The sequence below is a fragment of the Ensifer sp. Root127 genome (assembly GCF_001425225.1).
GTDB lineage: Bacteria > Pseudomonadota > Alphaproteobacteria > Rhizobiales > Rhizobiaceae > Ensifer > Ensifer canadensis.
The window spans coordinates 53,170-75,032 of the sequence record NZ_LMDX01000054.1; the positions used below are offsets into that span (position 1 = coordinate 53,170).

Consider the following 21,863-nt stretch of genomic DNA (forward strand, 5'->3'; position numbering starts at 1 on the left):
CTACGCGACCCTAAGCTGGCAGGTGCCGCATGCATGTGCGATCTGCATTCTGGCGATCTCGGGTTTCTGGTTGGCTGCATCGACCATGGCGCGAACGCCGGCAGCATCTGCCCCATAACGACGAACGATGCCGACAAACTCTTCGACATCGTGCCCACGAATGACGAACACGGGGCGGCCGGTCGATCGGCTGAAACGCCCAGGCGCAAGCAGCCGACGAGCACCTAGACATTCTCGCAAACCTCCGGGCTCTGGCGCTAGCCCTTGCCGCAAAGTACCCGCACCGCTCCCCCGATGAAATTGAACGTCAGGCGAAAATCATGTGGCGCGCGCCGCCTGCACTGGAAAGAATGAACCTGCGATCTCCAACCTATGAGGCTGGCGAGCTACCGGGCTGCTCTACCGACAAATTTCCTGGAGTTGTATTTGCCCAACCTTTACGGGTAGAAGGCAATGACTTGGAGGCTGCATGAGAACCGGTTTGGCGCTCGCTATCGTTTTGTTTATCGCGGTGCCTCTACCAGCGTCCGCTGAGCAAGGGCCGCCATTGGCGGAGCCTGCATTTGCTGCGATTGCTGCCGAGCTACGCACTTCGGCGAAGGCACGTGAGGCCCAGATCGAGCGCTGCACAGAGAGCCGTACCGGCGCACTTCCATCGAGGCAGGCAGAGTTTCGCCCCTACATTAAGCAAACCTGCGCCAGAATTATCGAGGGCATCGCGTTTGGCAGTATCACCTACGCCAGGTACCGAATACTTTGGGCCTCTGATGCCCGAGAAATGGTTGAAACACTCAACTGAAGGCCACCACCCTACCGCATAGGCGGCGGTCATTGGTCGCGCCCAATTTCAAGCTACACGTAAAACGCGAGAACGAGCAGCGAACATCCACAGGACATACCGCGCATGTCTAAGCTGGATTAGCTCGTCCGCAGTAGGAACAAATTGAGATCAATTCCCATGAAAAAAGGCCGGGGCGAAACCGCACCGACCTTCCTCATCATCGCTTACCAACCAGTGCCAGTACATCCGTGGTCAAAAGTCTAAAGCGACGAGGCATTTGCGAGCGGCGAATCATTCAGCGCTCATAGCAATGCCAACGACGAGGGAGGGGTCGCGGATCGCGGAACGGTCGAAATACGACACCTGCCGTATGTCGCCGTCTCGGCAATAGTCCTAGGCCAAATCTCCCGCAATCCTTGGCGGGAGGTTCGAACCTAGGAGACTACCAATGAAGATAGTTATCGCCGCCCTGGCGTCGCTCGCTTTTGCGACTTCCGCCATTGCTGCCGTCCCGTCGACGCCAGCTGAAAAGCAGTCCACCGTCAAAATCGCCGGCCAGATTGAATTGGCCTTCGGATCGTCGCGCGGCCTTGCCGCATCAACCAAGAACGTGAACACCGACCCTGGCAAGAAGAGCTCGGCCAAGGGCGGAGCGCAGACTGGTGGAAAGACAATGTTCGCCAAATAATGAAACGAGAAAGGGCGGCTTCGGCCGCCTGATTTTTGGATGCATTTCTTCTACGGGCCGGACGTAAGCCTTCTGCGAACGTCGGCAGGCGCGACATCGAAGCCAGTCGCACGCTCACCGCTCCAGTTTATGCCAACCCTGACAGCATCCTTTTCCAACCTTACCAACCGACGATCGCGAAAAACCTCGAAGGTCGTGTAGCATGAAGTCGCGATAGGATGGAACAGTCTCAAGAATGCGCCGAGCCCGCGTTTCTGACGACTAGAAAGGCATGGCGGCTTCGTTGGACTGGTTTGTCGAAGTGGGAAGCCCGCGTCGTCACGTATGGTCCAAACGCCCCCCTCTCGTCGACTTCCTTGAAGAAGATATCGTAGTGGGCTGCGGCGATGCTCGTTGGTCTTTGTATTTATGATGCTACCGGCGCGATCAGGAGGACGGCAAGCACTGTGCTCTCGGCCCTTGATGAAAGGTGAGCGACAATGCAATTGCCAAATATGTGCATCACAATGGATTGTCCGGATTTAGTTGTCCGAGGTCGGTTGGTGCATTCGACACTCACAGCCTCTCGACTTAATCAAATCTAATCACTATGATTAAGGTCGATTACACAGGAAGCGTTCGATGGAAACCAAAGTACTGACAGCGCATGTTCCGCTGCCGCTTGCGGAGAGGGTAGATCAGTTGGCTATCCGGCTGGAACGTTCGCGCGGCTGGATCATCAAGCAGGCACTCACTGCCTGGGTAGATCAAGAGGATGAACGACGCCTGCTCACACTTGAGGCGCTCGCGGACGTGGACGCCGGTCAAGTTATTGACCATCAGGCCGTGCAAGCCTGGGCCGATAGTCTGGACAACGACAAGCCGCTCTCTGTTCCGCTCTGATGCAGGTTAAATGGACAAGCAAGGCCCTTGGTGATCTCGCGCGCCTTTTCGAATTTCTAGCTCCCGTTAATCGGCGAGCCGCTGCACGCACGGTTCAATCGTTGACGACTGCACCGACACGCCTAGTTGAACAGCCTCGACTTGGCGAGAAGCTCGAAGAATTTGCGCCTCGCGAAGTCCGCCGAATCCTCGTTGGGCATTATGAGATCCGATACGAGATTCAACAGTCGATCATCTATGTTCTGCGCGTATGGCATACCCGTGAGGACCGTTGAGCCAAGGCCAGCCCAACTTCGCACTTGCACGATAGACGTCGCGATGGAACAGAAATTCCGACCCGGCTCGCAATCACTCTTGTTACATATCCGCGTTTCGACACATCATAGCGCATGGGATTGATCGGTTTTGCCGACCGCATCACCGGCCCCCCATCTTCGATGTCATGAACGCCGGCTTCACTTTCCTGCGAGTCGACACCTGCTATCAAGAAATTGCCAACAGCTTGATCGTCGTTGCCGCCGTCGTCCTCGGTGTCTATCAACAGAAGAACCGCAAGAAAGCCTGATCCTCCGAAGAAGATCTATTCTCACAGTGAGCCAACTGGCCGGGTTGATGAAAATCATCCCGGCATTTTATTGTCCACATCGACGTATTTTGGCGGCGGCGAGCGAATTTCGACATATGCTTGCCGTGCAGGGCTGCCACGGCGCTACCGCTCTGGCAACTGCATCCGCGATCGACTATATCAAAACCATCCAAAACTATCGGAGATTTATCATGTTGTCGCAGCGCAAGCTTGCGAGCCAGTTCCAGCCGCGTTTCGTTCTTCAGCTTTGGAACGCGATGCTTCGGGTCCAGACCCGCGAAACAGCTTCCCTCTTCGGCCAGCGCAGCCGCTAAAGCGCACCTCCAATCCGTTGTCCGGCTTGCTCTATGGCAAGCGGCATGCTGGGGCCGTTCAGGCGACGTAGTTCCAGCGCATGAGCGTGTCGCGCTCGTCGAAGACGGCGACGCCATCGACGCTCATCGCCAGCTTTTGCAGCTCGACCTTCCGGAAAAGGCGTCGGCCCCTTTTTCAGTAGCCTAAGGCCGAATACCGGCGCGGGGTGTTGGCCTAGTTTGCGGTTTGCTCCGCCCCGCAAATGAAGGTGCAGCCGCTGGCTGATGCTCCAGGTCGGACGTAAATCCGGACGGAAGACTGCGTCGTACTTTTGCTCAAAGGCTGCCGCGACGGCCGGTGACTGCTGCCGTCTCAGGAAGGGCTCGCTGCACCAACGTCGATTGGCGTCCGATTGGAGAAGATGTTCAAGGCGGCGTACTGCAGCAGCATGATCGTTTTTCCATCCCGAATTGCCCCCGAGCCGACCATCGCAAGCGCCTCGTCGATACCAATTTCCAGGACGGCAATATCCTCCCCTTCGGCCTCATTGCCACCGCCCGCCGAAGCCTGGTCGCCTGGCTGGTACTCGCCAACGAAGAAGTGTAGCCGCTCCGTTACGGAGCCCGGGCTCATGAATGCGTCGAACGCCAGGCGTACATCGCGCACACGAAAGCCTGTCTCCTCTTCCGTTTCTGCGCGGATGCGTGCTTCCGGCTCGGCATTATCGAGCAATCCGGCCGGCGCTTCGATGAGAAGGTCGTCATGACCGTTGACGAAGGCTGGATAGCGAAACTGACGGGTGAGTATCACCGTGCGGCGTTTCGGATCGTAGAGAAGGATCGTCGCACCGTTTCCCCGGTCGTAGGTCTCACGCGACTGTCGCTGCCAGTTCCCGTCGGCGCGCAGGAAGGAAAACGTCGTCTTCTTTAGGACATACCAGTCGTCCGAGAGGATGGTGACATCCTCAACGCGAACGCGGTGCGCAATGCTCATCGTGATCTCCTTCATGGTGGCAAGGTCGGCAGAAATCACCATCCTTGTCTGAAGGCAAAATTCGTGCATTTTCGTGCAATGTCAAGTAATTTCGTGCAACCCGGAACTTAGGCCGCCGCAGCGCGCCTCCCCAAGCACCGCCCGTTGCGCCGAAAAACTTGAGGTCGCGCACTCCCAACCGCTGTGAATAACTCCTACTTTGCTCGTGGCCGGGATTATGGCGCAACGCCAGCTAGCTTCGCAGCTTCGGAGGGGCTCTCGAATGATGTGCAGATGTAGATCCTGGGATGGATGCGTTCCGTTTGCCGGATCGAGGACCGAACTATGGATCGGTGGTCTACAACGGTGGAACAGCTCTGTTTGCGCGCGCCAGATGAGGACCGAGCGGCCCGCCCTGTTCAGCCGGCCGGAAACAGGATGGCAACCCTAAGCCCGCGCCCACCTGCTCCATCGGTCAGGCTGGTTCGCGCACCGTAGAGGGCAGCAATTTCCTCGACGATCGGCAGACCGAGCCCCGTTCCAGGCGCTTCGCTGGCACCGCGCTGAAACCGCCTGAGCACGCTCTCGCGCAATTCCGGCCTGATCCCGGGTCCACTGTCTTCGACCTCCAGGGATACGACGCCTTCCTTTTCGCTCACCCGCGTCGTGACCTCCGCCCCTCGCCCGGCATAGAGGAGCGCGTTGCCGATCAGGTTCTTCAGCATCTCGCCGACCAGCAAAGGCTCTGCACGAACGAAGGCTTCGCCCTCGCCGTCGAAACCCAGATCGATGCCGGCGTCACCGGCAGCGGGCACATGTTCAGCGGTGATGCCGCGTGCCAGCTCGACCAGGTCAATCCGCTCGAGTTTTCGCGCCTCATCCTTTCCGGCAGCGTCGATCTTCGCCATCAGCAAAAGCTGCGCCAAAATTCGCTCGGCATTCGCCACGGCCTCGTCGGCCGTCTTCACCGCATTCTTGGTATCCTCGATCGAGCCTGCACGCAGTGCCAATGCCAGCTGCGTTCGGATGATTGCGAGCGGGGTGCGCAGCTGATGGCTGGCGTTGCCGGTAAAATTGCGCAGCGCGTCGAGCGCCGACTGAAGACGCCCCATGAACGAATTGACCGTATCGACTAGGCCCTGGACTTCGTTGGGCACACGCTCGCCGATCGGATGCAGATCGTCGGGACTGCGCTCGGCGATCGCATCGCCTAAGCGATAGAGCGGCCGTAGCGAGAAGGTAACGGCAATCCAGACGATGACCGCGGCACCGGCGATCATCATGCCGAGGCGCAAGGCGGAGCGAACGAGAATCGTCTGCGCCAGCTGTCGGCGCGCGATGGTCGTCTCGGCAACCGTCACGACAAAAGGAACCGAGTTGATGCCTGTCGAGGCCGAGCGGCGCAGTGCCGCGATCCGAATGGGCTCGCCGCGGAACGAGGAGTCGGCAAAGGTCGTAGAGCTGCCGGGGACCTCGTCCAGAGACGGCAGGGTCTGGTAACCGGTGATGAATTGCCCGGGCGGTCCATCGACACGGTAGAAGACGCGATCCTGCGCCGCCGAGGTCAACATCTCGAGCGCCACATAGGGGATGTCCACCTCGAGCGAACCATCCTCTGCAACAACCACGCGCTCGGCGATGGCGAGGGCCGAACCGGCGAGAACGCGGTCCGACACGACATTGGCTGTTGTCACCGCTTCGCGGTAGGTGTCGGTCAGCGCCACGACGCCGATGACGGCGGTTGAGATCAACAGCCAGCCAAGCAGCCTGCGGCGAAGGGAATAGACCGCCGCCCTCATTCCGGCCCGGCCGCTTTGTCGAGATAGTAGCCGATACCGCGCGCCGTTCTGACCGTCAGGCCGTGTGGAGCAAGCCGCTTCCTGAGGCGGCTGACATATTGTTCGATCGCATTCGGGCTCAGATCGTCGTCAAAGCCGGTCAGCGATTGCATGATCGCCTCCTTAGCGACAACCTTGCCGGCGCGCATGAACAGGAGTTCGAGGAGCCCGAGCTCCCGGGCCGGGATTTCGATCGGCACTCCACCGGACGAAAAGCTGCGTGCATTGAGGTCGAGCGACACATTGCCGTAGCTGACCGTCGACGCGCGCAATCCCGCCTGGCGGCGAAGCAGCACGCGTACGCGCGCTTCAAACTCGCCGATATCGAACGGCTTGATCATGTAATCGTCGGCGCCGAGATCGAGCCCCTTCACCCGCTCCTCCGGCGTGCCCCGCGCCGTCAGGATCAATACCGCCGCACTGTTCTGCCGGGCACGCATCGCTCTGAGCACATCAAGTCCGTCCATCTCCGGCAGGTTCAGGTCGAGGATCACCAGATCGAACGTCTCGGCCGCGGCAACCGCATGGGCCGACGCACCGTCGCTGACGACGTCAACGGCATAGCCGCTACCACGCAGGATGGCCGACAGACCCTCGGCAAGGACCTGATTGTCTTCAACAAGCAATATGCGCAACTGTCTTCACTCCCCGCTTCACTCTATCCGCCGTTGCCTTGCTTGTGAACGGTGGCGCGCTGAGGCATTGTGGATTTATGCGGTACTTGATTTCTTTTCTCTTTTTGGTTCTTTGTCCCCGGCTGCTTCTGGCTGCACCGGTCATTTTTCCGGCGCTTTCAGGCGCATCTGACGCTAGGACGCTGGTCGTCTATTCTTCACTCGACGAGCCTCTCGCCAAACCGATGATCCTCGGCTTCCAAAAAGCCAATCCGGATGTCGCGGTGCGCTACGAGGATATGCTGACGGGGGAGATCTACGACCGGATCGTCAAGGAAACGGACGCGGGGCTGAAGACCGCGGACTTCGCCTTCTCGTCTGCGATGGACCTGCAAGTCAAGCTGAGCAACGACGGCTATGCCCAGCGCAGCGACCTGCCGATGAGCGGCCGCTGGCCGACCTGGGCCAATTGGCGCAATACCGCCTATGCGCTGACCTTCGAGCCGGCGGTCTTTGTCTATCACAAGCCGAGCTTTACCAAGGAAGCGCCGCCTTCGACCCGAGCCGAATTCGTCGCCTACCTCAAGCGTCAGGGCGCCGATGTCTTCGGCCGGATCGGCACCTATGACATCGAGCGCTCCGGCGTCGGCTTTCTCTTCATGTCGCGCGACCAGGAGCAGTTCGGCGACATCTGGGATGTCATCCAGGCCATGGGCGCTGCCGGCGTCAAACTCTATTCCACCAGCCAGGCCATTTTGGAGCGGGTCGCCGACGGGCGGTTCGTGCTCGGCTACAACATCCTCGGCTCCTACGCCGCCGATTGGGCAGCCCGACACCCGGATGTCGGCATCGTCCTGCCCAAGGACTATACCGTGGTGATGTCGCGGATCGGCCTCGTGCCGCAGGCGTCCGCTTCTCCCGACCTCGGCCGCCGCTATCTGGAATTCTTCATGTCCAAGGAGGGCCAGACGATCATGGCGCGGCAGTTGCAGATCCCCGCCGTCAGCCCGGATGTCGCCGGCGAAAACACCGCCAACACCATGCAGGAGATGCTCGGTGCCCAATTGCGTCCGGTGCCCGTCAGCCCCGGGCTGATGGTCTATCTCGATCAGGTCAAGCGGTCCCGGTTGATCGCCCGCTGGAACGAGGTTCTGCGACTCCACTAGTTCCAGCGTTTCGGACGGTCGTGCGTTGGCACGCAGCCGCTCGAACAGGCGGATCGCAGCCCACCGGGAGAGGTTGGGTGCCTAGCAGCCGACGACGGCACCCTTGGACTTTCGGCGCGGCTTCGGCCGAAATGACCCGTTGCCATCAGCGTCGGAGAGATCGCTTCTGCGTCAATTCACGAAAGCCGCAGGGCTGCAAAAGAAAAGGCATCCCCTATAACTCTGGCAGTGCCTCGAAGGGATCGAGTGCTCGAACGCCTAACGGTCCAAAAAGACGCGGATTGCGTGTCAAAACAGTCAGGCCATGCACTTGGGCTGTGGCAGCTACCGCAATATCCTCGAAACCCGGCTGATGGGCACGAGCATCATCTAGAATCTGCCCGGCTGCATGCGCGCATCGCAGATCGAACGGCAGCAGCTTCTGCGCATACAGATACTCTATGCTTTCCCACCAATCTTTTAGCCGCTGCGCCTTGGTGGTCGCACCTTCTCGTTCCGCCTTGGCAATCCCCGATTTAACCTCAGCCGCCGAAATAACAGATAGGAACAGCTGCGAACTGGCTTTATCGAGCCATTCGACAAGCTGCTCAGAACTTTGACGTTTGGACGGGGCAAGCGCAGATATCACGTTCGTATCGACCAGAAACATCAGAGATCAATCATCCGGCTCGGCTTGTCACCGCGCAGTGGGATATCGTCCTCATCACCTGGATAGGAAGCGAGGAGCCGTCCGAAACTCGGAACGTGTTTCAGCTTTTCATACTCCGAGAACGAAAGCACTACTGCTTCCTTTCTGCCGTGCCGGGTGATGATCGCAGGATTGCCTTGAACCGCCTGATCGACAACAGCAGAAAGCGTTGCCTTGGCATCCTTGAGCTGGATCTCCTTCATGTCGGCCTCCAAATAATGACTACAGTAGTCATATAGCCGCATCAACGCTCCCGAGCAAGAGCCAAAGGACTTAGACGTCCTGTGTTTGAACAGCACCATGCCACCATACAATGCCGATGAGTGCTTTCTCTGCAGATTTGTGGCCAAAGCGCGCAGCTCGGTAGCAATTTCACTTCACAAGTGGGCGGCATGCTCATCCAGTTGCCGTCGCACCCACAGACCTGATCGGAACGGGTCTCGCGACGGTGGCGCTGCGTCTGCCGGAAGGCCTGACGATCATGGCGCGGCAATTGCAGATCCCCGCAGTCAGCCCGGATGTCGCCGGCGAAAACACCGCCAACACCATGCAGGAAATGCTCGGTGCCCAATTGCGGCCGGTTCCCGTCAGCCCCGGGCTGATGGTCTATCTCGATCAGGTCAAGCGGTCCCGGCTGATCGCCCGCTCCGGCTCCACTAGCTCCAACGGTTCAACCCGGTGAAATCTGTTTCGTTGGCCTCGATCAATATGGGATCGCTCAAACGTGTCTGCGACCATGGACGGCCGTGTGTCAGCGCAACCCCGGTTACTCCAGACCCGGAATGTCGCCGATCCGTTCCGCGAGATAATCAACAAGCAACCGCACCCGGGCAATGCCTGCACGCTCCGGCACGATCAGCATGCTCAAGGGCACGGCCGGCAGAAAATAGTCCGGAAGGATGGGCATCAGCCGGCCATCAGCGAGCAGATCGTCGACCAACCAACGGTGCGCGGGGGCGATGCCGCGGCCGGCGACGAGCGCCTCGCGGGCCGCCAATCCATGGTCAACCCGGAGACGCCCGTGAAAGGGCACCATATGCCGCTCACCGGTGTTCCCGTGAAGTTCCAGCATATCGCTGCCCGCCACATTCGACATGCGAATGCCCTCATGGTCCGATAGATCCCGGGGAACGACCGGTGTCCCTCGCTTGGCGAGATAATCCGGCGCGGCGACCAGCAGACGCTGGCTTTGGCCCAGTGCCCGCAGTTTCATCGAACTGTCTGACAGCGGTCCCAAACGGAGCGCAATGTCGATGCCCTCGCGCACAAGATCGATGCGCTCGTCCGTCAGGCTGAGGTCGACACCGATATCCGGGTATTTCTCCTGAAAGGCAAAGATCAGTCGCGTGGCGTGCAAAACGCCGAGCGCCGCGGTGCAGGAGACCCGGATCGTGCCGGCCGAGGCACCACGGGTGCCGCGTGCCTCGTCGCCGGCCTGCTCCACGAGGCGCAGGATTTGGACACTGTTGGCATAGTACCTGTTGCCCTCGTCAGTCATCGTCACGCGCCGGGTCGTGCGGCTGATGAGAGGCACGCCCAGCGCCTCCTCCAGTTCGCGCAGATGCCGCGTGACCGTCGACTGCCCGAGCCCGAGCTCCCGCGCAACGGCTGACAGGCTGCCTCGCTCAGCAACGCGCACGAATGTCCGCATGCGTTCGAGCGTGATGTCGGACTTATCCATTTTTCGGCACAATCAAATGCATTCCCAAGCTATAGTGAAGTACTTGGGTGTCGTCTACATCTGGGGTCGGTTTCTCATCACAGGAATACTGACCATGAAAGTTTTGCTTGTTTTCGCCCATCCAGAACCGCGTTCGCTCAACGGCGCGCTGCGCGACGTCGCCATCGGTGAACTCGAGGCCCAGGGTCACGAGGTCCGTGTCTCCGACCTCTATGCCGACAATTGGAAATCCGAAGTCGATCGGGCCGACTTTCCTTCGCTTGCAGCAGACACGCAGTTCAAGCCGAGCCGCGCATCGAAAGCGGGCTTCTCGACCGGGACCCTGACACAGGATGTGAAGCAGGAACACGAGAAGCTCTTGTGGGCGGATACACTCATCCTGCAGTTTCCGCTCTGGTGGTACACAATGCCAGCCATCCTGAAAGGCTGGGTGGATCGGGTCTATGCCTACGGATTTGCCTATGGTGTCGGCGAACACAACGACACTTATTGGGGCGACCGGTTTGGCGAGGGCACGTTCAAGGGCAAGCGAGCGATGCTGATCGTCACCACCGGCGGCTGGCAGGAACACTACTCGGCCCGCGGGGTCAACGGACCGATCGAAGACCTCTTGTTTCCCATCAACCATGGGATCCTTTACTACCCGGGATATGATGTGCTTCCGCCCTTCGTTGCCTACAGGGTCGATCGTATCGGTGAAGCTGGCTTCGTAGATGTAGCGGAACGTCTGCGTGAGCGGATGCGGACGCTTGCCACAACCCCGCCTATTCCCTACCGGCGACAGAACGGTGGTGACTATCTGATCCCGAGCCTTCAGCTCCGTCCAGACCTCGCCAATCCGGGTGACAGCGGCTTCGCCCTCCACGTCGATCGGCAAGATGCAGCCGAGTAGCGTTTCAGATGAAATTTGCAGAAGCGGCTCCACCAGCTCTTGCGCATCATCGCCATCCGTTTCCGGGTCTGATCGGAAAACGGATGACGGACGGAACTCCGGCCTCAGCCTTGTGGCGCCGAACGACCACACGCCGCGTTGCATTCCGGCGATGGTGCCGGGGTCAGGACGCTCGCTGCTACTCAGGACAAGGTATTGGTGAGCTGTCTACGGCCTGGGATCGTCGCGGCTGGCGATCTCAGGCAACATCGATATCTGTCCTGGAAAAATCATCGCCTTTGAACAGAAGCGGCACATGCTGGGACTTCGCACAAGCATAAGCGAAACAATCGCCGGAATTCAGCCGAGGCGGATGGCCGACAAAGCGACCATAGTTGCGTGCCGCCTCAATCGCTGCGCGGTGCAGGGATCCGCTGATAGGCATTTCTTGCCCATCGATTGCTTCAAGGAATTGCGCAACACTCTCCTGCGCCGGTTCGATGATATCCGGTGGCGTTGGAGCCTGGTTGCCGTTGTGCGAGATGGCAATGATACGTGCCAGGCTGATCACCGCTTCGAACACAGCAAGTGACGAATAGGAGATTGGCGTCTTTGACATCTCGATTTTGGCGAGATGATATCCGGCATCGTCCTCGCCAGCCAACACCGCCACGACACAGATGCGTCCAGAGACATCAGAGTTCCCACATCTCGTCGATGAAGTGCTTCATGTCAAATTTGGACTTGTTCGACCCCATATTCGCTCTGAACTTGTCTTGAATTTTCGCGACGCGCTCGCGTAATTGCACTTCTTCCCGGATCCGATCGAGTTCATGTTGCAAGGCGCGACGAACGGCCTCTGTCTTATTAGGAGCCTTGGACAGCTTCTGGAGTTCGGAAGCGAGATCGTCGACTGTATTGTCACGAATATAGAGCGCCATGGCCTTCTCCTGAATACGCAGTAAGGAATATTCAAGTAACACAAGACAGAACTGTTAGCTTACAATGCGCTATAAAACGAAGAGAATTGGGCGTCTCGCCCCACATCGCCGTCGGGGCTCGTTTCTTAATTGGGAAATGGCCCGCGAACGTTCGCGATTCGCGCACCAACCGGAAACGGCACGAGCGCCTGCCCCACGGCGAGCCCATTCGAGCCGCGAGTGGCAAGCAACAGCCTAAGATTCCGTAAACACTACGCTTCATTTTCGCAAAGAGGACTTGATGTCAGCTTAATGTCAGCTTTCTATGATGGCTTAGCAGTCGCTGGCGCCCCGTGGAGGCGGGCCCGCCGGTTGCGCACTGGGAGGAAGTCACCAATCCGGTCAGCGACAAGGGTCCTTTGGGCACCGTCGCGTCTTCCCGTTCGCACGCAGAAACAACGTGCGCGTGGAAAATCGCGCCTCATGGAGGACTGACCTTGAAACACTTTTTCCTGGCATCCATTCTCGCCGGCGCAATGGCGCTGCCGGCCTACGCCGCTGACTACACTATCATCGCTCCGGCAAATCCGGGCGGCGGCTGGGACCAGACGGCTCGCTCGCTCCAGACCGTAATGCAGCAGGAAGGCATTTCCGGCAACGTTCAGGTTCAGAACGTACCGGGCGCCGGCGGCACCATCGGCCTCGCCCAGTTCGCAAGCCAGCAGAAGGGCAACCCGAACGCCCTGATCGTTGGCGGTTACGTCATGGTCGGCGCAATCCTGACCAACAAGTCGCCGGTCACCCTCAAGGATGTCACCCCGATTGCGCGCCTCACCGGCGAATATGAAGCGATCGTCGTTCCGGCCGCTTCCGAGATCAAGACGATGGCTGACCTCGTCGAAGCCCTCAAGAAGGATCCGGGCGCCGTTTCCTGGGCTGGCGGCTCTGCCGGCGGTACCGACCACATCGCCGTTGGCCTGATTGCCAAGGCAGCCGGTGTCGACCCGACCAAGATCAACTACATCGCCTATTCCGGCGGCGGCGAGGCCCTTGCAGCCATCCTCGGCAGCCAGGTTACGGCCGGCATTTCCGGCTACGGCGAGTTCGAAGCCCAGGTCAAGGCCGGCACGCTGCGCCTGATCGCAGTCTCGAGCGCAGAACGCCTCCCCGGCATCGACGCGCCGACGCTGAAGGAATCCGGCCTCGATGTCGTCGTTGAAAACTGGCGCATGGTTGCAGCAGCACCTGGCTTGACCGACGAGCAGAAGGCAGCCGTTTCGGCCGACGTCGAAAAGCTCGCCAAGTCGGCCGGCTGGCAGGAAGTCCTGAAGACCAAGGGTTGGCAGGATAGCTACCTCGCAGGTGACGCTTTCGCCGCCCAGCTCGACAAGGACGTTTCGGCCACCGAGACCGTCCTCAAGGACATTGGACTGGTGAAATGACCAAGGGGCTCAACCCTTCGACCACAACGCGTCGCCCGGATCGGGCGGCGCTCTTCATCGCGGCCGTGCTGGCCGCCATCGCTGGCCTCATTTTCTGGGACGTGTCGCGCCTGGCAGGCGCTGCCGGTTACTCCCAGGTCGGACCGACGACGGTCCCCTATGCGATCGCCTGCTGTCTTGCGGCCCTCGCCATCTGGACTGTCTTTGCCGCATTCCGCCACGATTTTCCCGAGCGCGAGCACCAGGAAATCTCACCGGTCATCTGGATCGTCGCCGGACTTGCAGCGCAGATGCTGCTCTTGAACGTCGCAGGCTTTTCGATCGCCACCGGCATTCTCTTTGCGCTCACCGCACGCGGCTTTGGCAAGCGCAAGCTCTGGTTCTCACTGCCAGTTGGTATCGCGCTCTGTTTTGCCGTCTGGGTGATTTTCGCCAAGCTCCTGCAGTTGTCGCTGCCCGCAGGGCCGCTTGAACATCTGTTCTTCTAAGAGGGCCGTAGACCATGGCTACTTTTGAATTCCTGTTGCAGGGACTGTGGGTTGCTGCCCAGCCGATGAACCTGCTTTACGCACTGATCGGCGTGACGCTGGGAACCGCCGTCGGCGTTCTTCCCGGCATCGGCCCGGCCCTGACCGTCGCGCTTCTGCTGCCCGTTACCTACCAGCTCGACCCAGCCGGTTCGCTGATCATGTTCGCCGGCATCTATTACGGCGGCATGTATGGCGGCTCGACCACCTCGATCCTGCTCAACACACCGGGCGAAAGCGCTTCGATCGTCACCGCGCTCGAAGGCAACAAGATGGCGCGCGCCGGACGCGGCGGACCCGCGCTTGCGACCGCCGCCATCGGCTCGTTCGTTGCCGGCCTGATCGCGACGCTCGGCCTTGCCTTCATCGCGCCCTATATCGTCAAGCTCGCCCTGGTCTTCGGTCCACGCGAATATTTCGCGCTGATGGTTCTCGCCTTCGTGACCGTTTCATCTGCGTTCGGCGATTCCACGCTTCGCGGCCTGACGGCGCTCTTTGTCGGCCTGGCGCTTTCGGTCGTCGGCATCGACCAGTTGACCGGACAGGCGCGCCTTTCCTTCGGTGTTCCCGAGTTGCTTGACGGTATCGAGGTCACGACGCTTGCAGTGGCGATGTTCGCGATCGGCGAAACGCTGTTCATTGCCGCACAGGGCGAGAAAGGCCCGGATAAGGTCGAGGCCGTCCGTGGTTCGATCTGGATGAGCAAGGCCGACTGGGCGCGCTCGTGGAAGCCCTGGCTTCGCGGTACGGTCATTGGCTTCCCGATCGGCGCAATGCCGGCCGGCGGCGCCGAGATCGGCACCTTCCTGTCCTATGCGGCAGAAAAGCGCCTGGCGAAACATCCCGAAGAGTTCGGTAACGGCGCCATCGAAGGCGTCGCGGGTCCGGAAGCTGCCAACAATGCATCCGCTGCCGGTACGCTCGTGCCGCTCCTGACGCTCGGCCTGCCGACGACGGCGACAGCGGCGATCATGCTTGCCGGCTTCCAGCAGTATGGGCTGCAGCCCGGTCCGCTGTTGTTTGCTACCAATCCGCAGCTCGTCTGGGGTCTGATCGCCAGCTTGCTCATTGCCAACTTCATGCTGCTGGTCCTGAACCTGCCGCTGATCGGTCTTTGGGTTAAGCTGCTGACCATTCCGAAGCCATGGCTTTATGCGGGCATTCTCTTGTTTGCGACGCTCGGCACCATCGGCGCCAACCCGTCGGTCTACGAACTGGGCATGCTGCTTGCCTTCGGTCTGCTCGGCTATGCTATGCGGGTGTTCGGCTATCCGATCGCGCCTGTCGTCGTCGGCCTGATCCTCGGGCCGCTCGCAGAGCAGCAGCTCCGCCGGGCGCTGGCAATCAGCCAGGGCGACGTCAGCGTCCTCTTCACCTCGCCGATCGCCGCCGTGCTCTTGGTCATTGCCGCTGCGGCACTGATCATCCCGCTGGTCCTCAGGGCCCGCGGACGTGGCGAAGTGCTGGCGCAGCTCGCAGCCAACGAAGACTAAAAAGCCTTATCCTCCCAAGGCTCAATCAGCAGGCCCGGACCATCGATAGTCGACCGGGCCTGCTTTCGTTGCATGGCTGAAGTGTCCAATTGTGCATTGCAAAAAGACCCGGCAAACCCCATCTTTTGCTCATCAGAGAGAAAACGAAAGCGAGCAAAGAGATGGCTACCACAACTTACCGCAAGGGTTTCATCGGCCGCGCATTCGCAGTTCTCGGCGCCGCTAGCGCCGCTGCCGCTGCAGTCGAAGGCCACCGCCGCCCGAAGGCGAGCGACCTGCGCACCCTCGGCATCGATCCGGCCAATTTCCCGGACGCACGCCGCGGCTAACAGAGATTTCCAGCGCCCGTCGCGACGGGGCGCCTTATCCTCCCAAGGATGAAACGGCTCGACATCGAGAGATGGCGGGCCGTTATTTTTTGACCGCTCGCTCGCAGCCTATTTCCAGGAGAAGTGCCTAGCTGTTTTCCGCCAGGAAATATCTGCGAAATGAGAAGAGCGTTTCCGTGACTGCGCATAAGGCCGAAGCGTTCTAACGCCCCGTCGCCATGCGCATCAAGTCACGCATGCGCTGCCGCAGGATGCGGCCCCATGGCACCTCCGCATCGATTGCCCGGTATCCCGCCTGCGTCAGCGAAAAGCGGACGCTACCGTCGATCTCACATCTTGTGATGTACTGCATGTTCAAGGCGCGAAAGACCGCGGCATGAAGCTCCTGCGGCCAATCGATATCATCGGCCGGCACCCTATGGGCGCCCGCTCGGTAGACTTCCTCCAGAACCTGCTTCAGATCGCCTGAAATCACCTGCCATCACTCAACGAAGACGTCCTTTTCAACATGGCTTTCCCAACACCCATTGGATCCGGACGACAAGGTTAGCACATTTCTGTCGAACTACCCTTGAGTGGGCGAGCGGGATAAAGCTCACTGTCAAGCTGTCGAACATGTGCTGACGAACCGCGAATGTGTAATCACCCACCATCGAGTTGATAAGCCCGGAGATCGGCTGGCCTGTGATACAGCGATACGCACATAACCGGCCGTGAACGCATGATGGTTTTCAGTGCGCTATGCAAGGCCGCGAACTCGCTGCCTTCAATGTCCATCGTCAGAAGGATTGATCCTGCAATCACCCCAAATATCATCCGCGCGGCGATGACAATATGGTTGTCACCATCGGAATCAATTGTGCTGCCCTCGCCATCATCGGAGTACGCCGGAACGTGGTGACCATCTGGAAATCGAGGGGCCGACGCCGGATCAGGCTTGCTTCAACGCGCTGATGCCGATGATCGCGGGGCATAATCGCGGCGGAAATCCACTTAGTAAAAACGCCCGAAACTCTTCAGACAAAACGAACCACCTCTCCTTCTGGCCCTTTTGGGAAATCAGCTACACACAAGGTTCTCTACCGATAACCATGTGGGACGTGAGCGTGGTCCGCTGATGGGCGGATGCCACCGGATCACGGCTCGCGTGACTGAAGGGATCATCATTCTATGAAAGTTGTCATGCTCGTAGGGGGGCTGGGCCCGCGGCTCGCGGAAGAAACCCCTGCGGGTGAGGCGAAGCTGGTCCGTGTAACCCGCGGTCATGTTTTTGACGTCGCCGTGGATCTGCGTCCGGGTTCACCAACTTACCTTCGGTGGGCCTGGGTCGAACTGCGTGCCGGTAAGCATAACGCCCTTTACATTCCGGAAGGGGGTGCACACGGCTTTCTGACGCTTGAAGATGACTGCGAGATTTTTTACGAAATGTCGGAAGTGCATGTGCCGTCAAGCGCACGCACCGTTCGCTGGAATGATCCGGCCTTCGGCATCGACTGGCCATTTGAACCGATCATCATGAATGAACGGGATGCCGGATGCCCAGATTTTTCCAGAGAGGATAACACGTGAGCGACGTCAAACTCAGTATCTGTATTCCAACCTACAACCGGGCGGATTTTCTCACGAAAGCGCTGACCTATTTCGTTGAAACCTACGAGATCCCCTACAATTACGAAATCGTCATTTCAGACAACGCCTCTCCCGACAATACCGGCGAAGTAGTTGAGAACTTCATCGCCAAGGGGCTGCCAATCCGCTACTTCAGGTGTCAGGAAAACCTCGGATATGAACCTAATCTTGCTAGCGCCTTTCGCCACGCCCGAGGCGAATACAACATCTACGCTTCCGACGACGACATGCTCGTAATGGATGGCCTCATCGAGGCCATAAGTTACATGGACAAAAATCCCGACCTTGTAGTGTGCTACGCACCTTGGTACCTGCACAATGAGCAACTGAATGTCGATCACGGCTCGTTCTATACGGTCGATAACGATGTCAAGTTCAAACACCGTAACTTCATGTCGGTCTTTAACTTCCTGATCGACCAGCATGTGTTTCCAGAAGTAGGCATCTATCGCTCCGCCGCGCTCCGCGCTGCCTGGGTACCGCGTTACTTTGCCTACTGGGCCTTTTCCCATCTCGCGCACTACCTCGACATTGGCGCTGTGGCGTTCCTGAAAAAGCCGTTCTATCGCGCGGTCATAGTCTCCAAGATCGTCCGGGACCGACCTCAGGCGGGCAACGAAGAGGTCATGACAGCGTGGGATCGCTACCGTGGCGGATTGGAATACTTTCTCTATGTCGGCGCCAAACGCGGCGCGATCGAGCAGACCGCTGATATGCGTGCCGTCTACGACGAGGCGATCAAGCAGTTTACGCTGACGCGCATGGGGGTGGCGATGCGTTTCTGGGCAGCAAAGAAGGACTATGTTCGGGCTTATGAACTTTATACCCGCCTACTTCTGGGAGGGCACCGAAATAACCCTGACGTGACCCAAATCAGCGGGTCTATACATTTGATGGCTGCGGTCCAGACGCTGGCATGGCTAGTCAACGCTTCAGCGGAGGTTAACCGACTGGTGCTTTACGGCGTAGCTGATCACGCCTCGCTGGAATCGCTCCTGCGTGAGGCTGGCCTGAGAAATGACGTTGCCGTCATAAGCTATGAACCAGACCAAGCGCCGGATGTGATCGAACGATCTGCAGTGTTTGTCAATGATGCGGCAGATCGGGACGCGTTCGTCACTCGCGGCTTCCCACCCAATCTCATACTTTCCGACGCGGACATTACCCGAGCAATCCTGCCGTGAAGCCTGCAATTCAGTCAATCTGACTACGTCTATTCCACCATGAACTCGAGCAGTTGATTGCCGATATGAGAATATCGATCGGGAAACATGGGATATGTCGAACCCGTTCTGGTGCGTTATTTGCGCAGTAGAATGCCCGGCGCCGAGGTTCATGGCTTCGATAGCGGTTTTTCGCTCATTCGCAAACTGGAGCACCGAGAGCGCCTGAAACGCTGCTGGAAAGGCAGTGTTTTGGCGATATCAGGGAATTTCCTGCATCGTTGGAACGGTTGGTTCGACGATCGCATCGGCTAGCTTGTTGATGACATGCCGGACTTCGGCGAGATCATGAGTCTTTTGCCGGCAGCACGGCAAAAGCCGCGTGAGCCATACGGCGCTCCATCGCAAGCTGTTATCGTTCGCCCGTGATGACGAAATTTGCCGACGTTTGATGACGATCCCCGGCGTCGGCCCTGTTACCTCGAATGCTTTCACCAGTACCATTGGTGTGCCGGCGCGCTTCAGTAACTCGCGCGCCGTGGGCCCGGCGCTGGGATTGACCGCGGTGCTCTACGACGCTGCCAGGTGGCCTACAAACAAGCCACCGGGCAGCGTCGCTTATCATGACAGACTGCGCAGTCCGGTTCGAGTCTTCTTCCTGCCGGAAACCGCAATCGCTCCGCCGTGATCGATACCGGCGCACGCCGGTATTTGTCCACGTCGCAGGTTGGGACAAAAGCCTCGTCTCTCGCGGAGCGCGCCTTTTGTTTGGGTGTCTACCCCTTATGCCTCGACGCGTGCCTGGCCGTGGCTTGTTTCACCACCCAACTCTGCCTCACGCTCCCGCTTGTTGTAGCGGATGGAGGACCAGAGCGAGATACCGATCAGGGCAGCGCCGCCGAGGCCGGTGATCACTTCAGGGATGTGCACCAGCGTCTGGAAGTACATGACCACCGATAGGATCAGGATCGCGTAAAACGCGCCATGTTCCAGGTAGCGGTACTCGTTGAGCGTGCCCCTCTCCACAAGCATGATCGTCATCGAGCGGACATACATTGCGCCGATGCCAAGGCCGATGGCGATGACGAAGAGGTTCTGCGTCAAGGCGAAGGCGCCGATAACGCCGTCGAACGAGAAGCTCGCATCAAGCACTTCGAGGTAAAGGAAGGCACCGAAGCCACCCTTTGCCGCCGCACTCATCGTCTGCTGCGACGCGTCGAGCAGACCGCCGACGACCTCGACGACGAGGAAGGTCAAGAGGCCGTAGATGCCCGAATAGACGAAGGTATGCGCCTCTGCCGGATCGAGCAGGGTCGAGAAACCAAGGATCAGCGCCAGCACGAAGGCAATTTCGATGCCCTTGATCGTGGCGAAACGCGCCATCTTGCTTTCGACCCAGGAGATCCAGTGCACATCCTTCTCATGATCGAAGAAGTAGGTGAGGCCCACCATCATCAGGAAGGTTCCGCCGAAAGCTGCGATCGGTAGATGCGCATCATTCATGATGCGGGCATATTCTTCGGGCTTGCTTGCCGCCAGAACGATCGCATCGATCGGGCCGATGCCCGCCGCGATGACGACGATGAGCAGCGGAAAGACGATACGCATGCCGAAGACGGCGATGATGATACCCCAGGTCAGGAAGCGGTGCTGCCATTCCGGGGTCATGTCCTTCAGCTTGTTGGCATTGACGATCGCGTTGTCGAAGGACAGCGAGATTTCGAGAACGGCCAACACGGTGCAGATGAAGAATACCGCGACCATGCCGCCGATCGTGCCGGTCGACTGCCAGCCGAGCCAGGCGCCAAGCACCAGGCCGATTGCGGTGACGATGAAGGCCCACTTGAAATAGCCAATGGTGCTCGTGTGCGTTTGAGGCTGCGTCATCGACGGACCTCCTTTGCGCGCACGACACCCGGTTCTGAGAAGAAGTGGGGTTTGGAAACGAAAACACGCACGGCCGAAAGGGCACATGCGTTAGGCATGAGATCAGTTTTCATGGTAGCTAATCCGCCGGCTAATTTGCTGGCGGTACCGACATCACGAGAGCGCCGTAAAAACTCTCGCCAGAGGGGCCCGGCACCAGTGTTCATCCCGCGGTCCGATGTCTGGACGGCAGGATCACCCCTTAAGTAGCAGCGCCGCGCGTTACGTCAAGAGGCAACGCCATCTCTCACAGAGTGATCTGGTGTTCCAGGATTGAAATCATCCCAAGCAGATTGACGGGCGGTCCGGCCGGATTCATTCGTAAAACTTATCGTCCCATTCGAACAGCACGATGGATCGGCGTGCCGGAATGTGTCAAAGGCACGCGAACACGTTTGAAAGCCGCTCCCATGACCATAATAGCCGCCTCCGCAACCGCGCCGAACGCCGCTCGGACAGGTGTCATCATCATGCTTCTCGGCATGTTGATGTTCTCGCTCAACGACGTCATGGGCAAATGGCTGGTGGCAACCTATTCCGTCAGCCAGTTGATGGTCATTCGCAGCATTGCAGCTCTGCTCGTGCTTTCGCCGTTCATCCTGAAACGCGGGCTGCGTTCGATGTTGAAGGTCGAGCGGCCGTGGCTCCAGGCGCTGCGCTCGCTGCTTTTTGCCGTCGACGCATCGGCCTTCTATTTCGCCGTCGCCTACATGCCGCTCGCCGACACCATGACCTACTGGCTGGCAGCGCCAATCCATGTTGCCGCCGCCTCGCCGTTCCTGCTCGGCGAGAAGGTCGGCTGGAGGCGATGGACGGCGATCCTCGTCGGTTTTGCCGGCGTCGTGATCGCACTCGAACCGTCGAAGGACACCTTCAGCCTGCCGGCGTTGATCGCCCTTGTCGGCAGCGCCGCCTTCGCCTTTGCGCTGATGCTCGGCCGGACGCTGCGCTCGACCCCGGATACGACACTGGTCTTCTGGCAGGTGATCGGCGCACTGGTCTTTTCCCTGGTCGGTGTTGCCGCCAACTCCGCCGGTTGGGCGCCCGTCGATGGCGAGGCCGTGCTTCAGCTCGGCATGCTGGGCATCGTTGCGATGCTCGCGCACATTCTGGTCAACCGTGCGCTTAAACTCGCGGATGCGGCGACGGTAGTGCCACTGCAATACACGCTGCTCCTTTGGGCCGTCGTCTTCGGCTGGTGGTTCTTCGGCGACACGCCACGTCCAACTGTCATCATCGGCGCCGGGCTGATCGTCGCCTCGGGTCTCTTCATCTTCTTCCGCGAACAGCAGTTGAAGAAGCGGGGCCGAACCATCTAGCCATTGGGCGATCGGAACTTCTGGACGAAGGGTTCCATCCTTCTTCGTCCTCTG

At 59.3% G+C, this 21,863-nt stretch carries 25 protein-coding genes and 3 pseudogenes; 17 read left to right on the top strand and 11 right to left on the bottom strand.

What is annotated here, in order from left to right; translation table 11 throughout:
• Window positions 1-273 carry a putative metallopeptidase gene (locus ASD03_RS38565; RefSeq protein WP_348523289.1) on the bottom strand — a complete coding sequence of 91 codons (273 nt, stop codon included), beginning with the start codon at window positions 271-273 and terminating at the stop codon, window positions 1-3.
• A 196-nt stretch (window positions 274-469) separates the two neighbouring features.
• Between ASD03_RS38565 and ASD03_RS35425 the strand changes: the two genes are divergently transcribed.
• From ASD03_RS35425 to ASD03_RS39580, 6 genes and pseudogenes are all read left to right on the top strand, one after another.
• On the top strand, window positions 470-799 hold the full coding sequence (locus ASD03_RS35425; protein ID WP_156408137.1) for a hypothetical protein: 330 nt from the start codon (window positions 470-472) through the stop codon (window positions 797-799).
• Window positions 800-1,229: 430 nt separating this feature from the next.
• A complete protein-coding gene (locus tag ASD03_RS35430) occupies window positions 1,230-1,469 on the top strand; it encodes a hypothetical protein (protein WP_057218786.1) in 240 nt (79 codons plus the stop codon).
• Between the two features lie 621 nt (window positions 1,470-2,090).
• Entirely contained in the window at window positions 2,091-2,351 is a 261-nt protein-coding gene (locus ASD03_RS35435) for a ribbon-helix-helix domain-containing protein (protein WP_057218789.1), read from the top strand.
• Window positions 2,351-2,626 (top strand): type II toxin-antitoxin system RelE/ParE family toxin, encoded by a 276-nt coding sequence (locus ASD03_RS38570; protein ID WP_082557498.1) that lies wholly within the window; start codon window positions 2,351-2,353, stop codon window positions 2,624-2,626. Before ASD03_RS35435 ends, ASD03_RS38570 begins: the two co-directional genes overlap by 1 nt.
• A gap of 164 nt (window positions 2,627-2,790) precedes the next feature.
• Window positions 2,791-2,916, top strand: a pseudogene (locus tag ASD03_RS41005) (ABC transporter permease); the annotation flags it as partial.
• A 26-nt stretch (window positions 2,917-2,942) separates the two neighbouring features.
• A complete protein-coding gene (locus ASD03_RS39580; RefSeq protein ID WP_156408138.1) occupies window positions 2,943-3,251 on the top strand; it encodes a hypothetical protein in 309 nt (102 codons plus the stop codon).
• 352 nt (window positions 3,252-3,603) lie between these two features.
• Here the strand turns inward: ASD03_RS39580 and ASD03_RS35445 are convergent, their stop codons facing one another.
• From ASD03_RS35445 to ASD03_RS35455, 3 genes are all read right to left on the bottom strand, one after another.
• Window positions 3,604-4,224, bottom strand: a complete 621-nt coding sequence (locus ASD03_RS35445; RefSeq protein WP_057219259.1) for an NUDIX domain-containing protein — start codon at window positions 4,222-4,224, stop codon at window positions 3,604-3,606.
• A 398-nt stretch (window positions 4,225-4,622) separates the two neighbouring features.
• Window positions 4,623-6,002 carry a sensor histidine kinase gene (locus tag ASD03_RS35450; RefSeq protein WP_057218793.1) on the bottom strand — a complete coding sequence of 460 codons (1,380 nt, stop codon included), beginning with the start codon at window positions 6,000-6,002 and terminating at the stop codon, window positions 4,623-4,625.
• Window positions 5,999-6,676, bottom strand: a complete 678-nt coding sequence (locus ASD03_RS35455; protein ID WP_025429021.1) for a response regulator transcription factor — start codon at window positions 6,674-6,676, stop codon at window positions 5,999-6,001. Before ASD03_RS35455 ends, ASD03_RS35450 begins: the two co-directional genes overlap by 4 nt.
• Window positions 6,677-6,753: 77 nt before the next feature.
• On the opposite strand from ASD03_RS35455, the gene ASD03_RS35460 reads away from it, so the two are divergent.
• Complete coding sequence (locus ASD03_RS35460) at window positions 6,754-7,821, top strand: ABC transporter substrate-binding protein (protein ID WP_057218798.1); 1,068 nt, start codon at window positions 6,754-6,756, stop codon at window positions 7,819-7,821.
• 214 nt (window positions 7,822-8,035) lie between these two features.
• Here the strand turns inward: ASD03_RS35460 and ASD03_RS35465 are convergent, their stop codons facing one another.
• Both ASD03_RS35465 and ASD03_RS35470 read right to left on the bottom strand, forming a co-directional pair.
• Complete coding sequence (locus ASD03_RS35465; protein WP_057218805.1) at window positions 8,036-8,470, bottom strand: type II toxin-antitoxin system VapC family toxin; 435 nt, start codon at window positions 8,468-8,470, stop codon at window positions 8,036-8,038.
• Window positions 8,470-8,712 carry a type II toxin-antitoxin system Phd/YefM family antitoxin gene (locus tag ASD03_RS35470; protein ID WP_057218808.1) on the bottom strand — a complete coding sequence of 81 codons (243 nt, stop codon included), beginning with the start codon at window positions 8,710-8,712 and terminating at the stop codon, window positions 8,470-8,472. Before ASD03_RS35470 ends, ASD03_RS35465 begins: the two co-directional genes overlap by 1 nt.
• A gap of 263 nt (window positions 8,713-8,975) precedes the next feature.
• On the opposite strand from ASD03_RS35470, the pseudogene ASD03_RS35475 reads away from it, so the two are divergent.
• Window positions 8,976-9,191, top strand: a pseudogene (locus tag ASD03_RS35475) (hypothetical protein); the annotation flags it as partial.
• 84 nt (window positions 9,192-9,275) lie between these two features.
• Here the strand turns inward: ASD03_RS35475 and ASD03_RS35480 are convergent.
• Window positions 9,276-10,190, bottom strand: a complete 915-nt coding sequence (locus ASD03_RS35480) for a LysR family transcriptional regulator (protein WP_057218812.1) — start codon at window positions 10,188-10,190, stop codon at window positions 9,276-9,278.
• A 94-nt stretch (window positions 10,191-10,284) separates the two neighbouring features.
• Between ASD03_RS35480 and ASD03_RS35485 the strand changes: the two genes are divergently transcribed.
• On the top strand, window positions 10,285-11,082 hold the full coding sequence (locus ASD03_RS35485; protein ID WP_057218815.1) for an NAD(P)H-dependent oxidoreductase: 798 nt from the start codon (window positions 10,285-10,287) through the stop codon (window positions 11,080-11,082).
• A gap of 238 nt (window positions 11,083-11,320) precedes the next feature.
• Here the strand turns inward: ASD03_RS35485 and ASD03_RS35490 are convergent, their stop codons facing one another.
• Together ASD03_RS35490 and ASD03_RS35495 are read right to left on the bottom strand one after the other, a co-directional pair.
• Window positions 11,321-11,734, bottom strand: a complete 414-nt coding sequence (locus ASD03_RS35490) for a type II toxin-antitoxin system VapC family toxin (protein ID WP_348523290.1) — start codon at window positions 11,732-11,734, stop codon at window positions 11,321-11,323.
• Window positions 11,735-11,756: 22 nt separating this feature from the next.
• Window positions 11,757-12,002, bottom strand: a complete 246-nt coding sequence (locus tag ASD03_RS35495; protein WP_057218820.1) for a type II toxin-antitoxin system VapB family antitoxin — start codon at window positions 12,000-12,002, stop codon at window positions 11,757-11,759.
• A 476-nt stretch (window positions 12,003-12,478) separates the two neighbouring features.
• Here ASD03_RS35495 and ASD03_RS35500 point away from each other — a divergent pair, with 476 nt between their 5' ends.
• From ASD03_RS35500 to ASD03_RS40110, 4 genes are all read left to right on the top strand, one after another.
• The gene (locus tag ASD03_RS35500) at window positions 12,479-13,423 is read left to right on the top strand and encodes a tripartite tricarboxylate transporter substrate binding protein (RefSeq protein WP_057218824.1); all 945 of its coding nucleotides are present in this window, start codon (window positions 12,479-12,481) and stop codon (window positions 13,421-13,423) included.
• Window positions 13,420-13,911, top strand: a complete 492-nt coding sequence (locus tag ASD03_RS35505) for a tripartite tricarboxylate transporter TctB family protein (RefSeq protein WP_025429027.1) — start codon at window positions 13,420-13,422, stop codon at window positions 13,909-13,911. The genes ASD03_RS35500 and ASD03_RS35505 overlap by 4 nt, the downstream gene beginning before the upstream one ends.
• Before the next feature lie 14 nt (window positions 13,912-13,925).
• Window positions 13,926-15,443, top strand: a complete 1,518-nt coding sequence (locus ASD03_RS35510; RefSeq protein ID WP_057218826.1) for a tripartite tricarboxylate transporter permease — start codon at window positions 13,926-13,928, stop codon at window positions 15,441-15,443.
• Window positions 15,444-15,604: 161 nt separating this feature from the next.
• Window positions 15,605-15,772 (top strand): hypothetical protein, encoded by a 168-nt coding sequence (locus ASD03_RS40110; RefSeq protein WP_156408139.1) that lies wholly within the window; start codon window positions 15,605-15,607, stop codon window positions 15,770-15,772.
• 202 nt (window positions 15,773-15,974) lie between these two features.
• Here the strand turns inward: ASD03_RS40110 and ASD03_RS35515 are convergent, their stop codons facing one another.
• Window positions 15,975-16,247: a hypothetical protein gene (locus ASD03_RS35515; protein ID WP_057218827.1), complete on the bottom strand. Its 273-nt coding sequence runs from the start codon at window positions 16,245-16,247 to the stop codon at window positions 15,975-15,977.
• Between the two features lie 707 nt (window positions 16,248-16,954).
• On the opposite strand from ASD03_RS35515, the gene ASD03_RS35520 reads away from it, so the two are divergent.
• From ASD03_RS35520 to ASD03_RS35535, 3 genes and pseudogenes are all read left to right on the top strand, one after another.
• The gene (locus ASD03_RS35520) at window positions 16,955-17,341 is read left to right on the top strand and encodes a dTDP-4-dehydrorhamnose 3,5-epimerase family protein (protein WP_272953722.1); all 387 of its coding nucleotides are present in this window, start codon (window positions 16,955-16,957) and stop codon (window positions 17,339-17,341) included.
• Window positions 17,338-18,585 (top strand): glycosyltransferase family 2 protein, encoded by a 1,248-nt coding sequence (locus tag ASD03_RS35525; protein ID WP_057218828.1) that lies wholly within the window; start codon window positions 17,338-17,340, stop codon window positions 18,583-18,585. The genes ASD03_RS35520 and ASD03_RS35525 overlap by 4 nt, the downstream gene beginning before the upstream one ends.
• A 412-nt stretch (window positions 18,586-18,997) precedes the next feature.
• A pseudogene (locus tag ASD03_RS35535) lies at window positions 18,998-19,252 on the top strand (transposase); the annotation flags it as partial.
• Window positions 19,253-19,347: 95 nt separating this feature from the next.
• On the opposite strand, the gene ASD03_RS35540 reads toward ASD03_RS35535, so the two are convergent.
• Window positions 19,348-20,451, bottom strand: coding sequence for a DUF475 domain-containing protein (locus ASD03_RS35540; RefSeq protein ID WP_057218834.1), 1,104 nt, complete (start codon window positions 20,449-20,451; stop codon window positions 19,348-19,350).
• A gap of 449 nt (window positions 20,452-20,900) precedes the next feature.
• On the opposite strand from ASD03_RS35540, the gene ASD03_RS35545 reads away from it, so the two are divergent.
• Complete coding sequence (locus tag ASD03_RS35545) at window positions 20,901-21,809, top strand: DMT family transporter (protein ID WP_057218836.1); 909 nt, start codon at window positions 20,901-20,903, stop codon at window positions 21,807-21,809.
• Window positions 21,810-21,863: the final 54 nt, after the last annotated feature.

Coding starts and splice junctions, on each gene's coding strand:
- ASD03_RS35425 (WP_156408137.1), top strand. CDS start 470: ATGAGAACCGGTTTGGCGCTCGCTATCGTTTTGTTTATCGCGGTGCCT.
- ASD03_RS35430 (WP_057218786.1), top strand. CDS start 1,230: ATGAAGATAGTTATCGCCGCCCTGGCGTCGCTCGCTTTTGCGACTTCC.
- ASD03_RS35435 (WP_057218789.1), top strand. CDS start 2,091: ATGGAAACCAAAGTACTGACAGCGCATGTTCCGCTGCCGCTTGCGGAG.
- ASD03_RS38570 (WP_082557498.1), top strand. CDS start 2,351: ATGCAGGTTAAATGGACAAGCAAGGCCCTTGGTGATCTCGCGCGCCTT.
- ASD03_RS35445 (WP_057219259.1), bottom strand. CDS start 4,224: ATGAGCATTGCGCACCGCGTTCGCGTTGAGGATGTCACCATCCTCTCG.
- ASD03_RS35450 (WP_057218793.1), bottom strand. CDS start 6,002: ATGAGGGCGGCGGTCTATTCCCTTCGCCGCAGGCTGCTTGGCTGGCTG.
- ASD03_RS35460 (WP_057218798.1), top strand. CDS start 6,754: ATGCGGTACTTGATTTCTTTTCTCTTTTTGGTTCTTTGTCCCCGGCTG.
- ASD03_RS35465 (WP_057218805.1), bottom strand. CDS start 8,470: ATGTTTCTGGTCGATACGAACGTGATATCTGCGCTTGCCCCGTCCAAA.
- ASD03_RS35470 (WP_057218808.1), bottom strand. CDS start 8,712: ATGAAGGAGATCCAGCTCAAGGATGCCAAGGCAACGCTTTCTGCTGTT.
- ASD03_RS35480 (WP_057218812.1), bottom strand. CDS start 10,190: ATGGATAAGTCCGACATCACGCTCGAACGCATGCGGACATTCGTGCGC.
- ASD03_RS35485 (WP_057218815.1), top strand. CDS start 10,285: ATGAAAGTTTTGCTTGTTTTCGCCCATCCAGAACCGCGTTCGCTCAAC.
- ASD03_RS35495 (WP_057218820.1), bottom strand. CDS start 12,002: ATGGCGCTCTATATTCGTGACAATACAGTCGACGATCTCGCTTCCGAA.
- ASD03_RS35505 (WP_025429027.1), top strand. CDS start 13,420: ATGACCAAGGGGCTCAACCCTTCGACCACAACGCGTCGCCCGGATCGG.
- ASD03_RS35510 (WP_057218826.1), top strand. CDS start 13,926: ATGGCTACTTTTGAATTCCTGTTGCAGGGACTGTGGGTTGCTGCCCAG.
- ASD03_RS40110 (WP_156408139.1), top strand. CDS start 15,605: ATGGCTACCACAACTTACCGCAAGGGTTTCATCGGCCGCGCATTCGCA.
- ASD03_RS35520 (WP_272953722.1), top strand. CDS start 16,955: ATGCTCGTAGGGGGGCTGGGCCCGCGGCTCGCGGAAGAAACCCCTGCG.
- ASD03_RS35540 (WP_057218834.1), bottom strand. CDS start 20,451: ATGACGCAGCCTCAAACGCACACGAGCACCATTGGCTATTTCAAGTGG.
- ASD03_RS35545 (WP_057218836.1), top strand. CDS start 20,901: ATGACCATAATAGCCGCCTCCGCAACCGCGCCGAACGCCGCTCGGACA.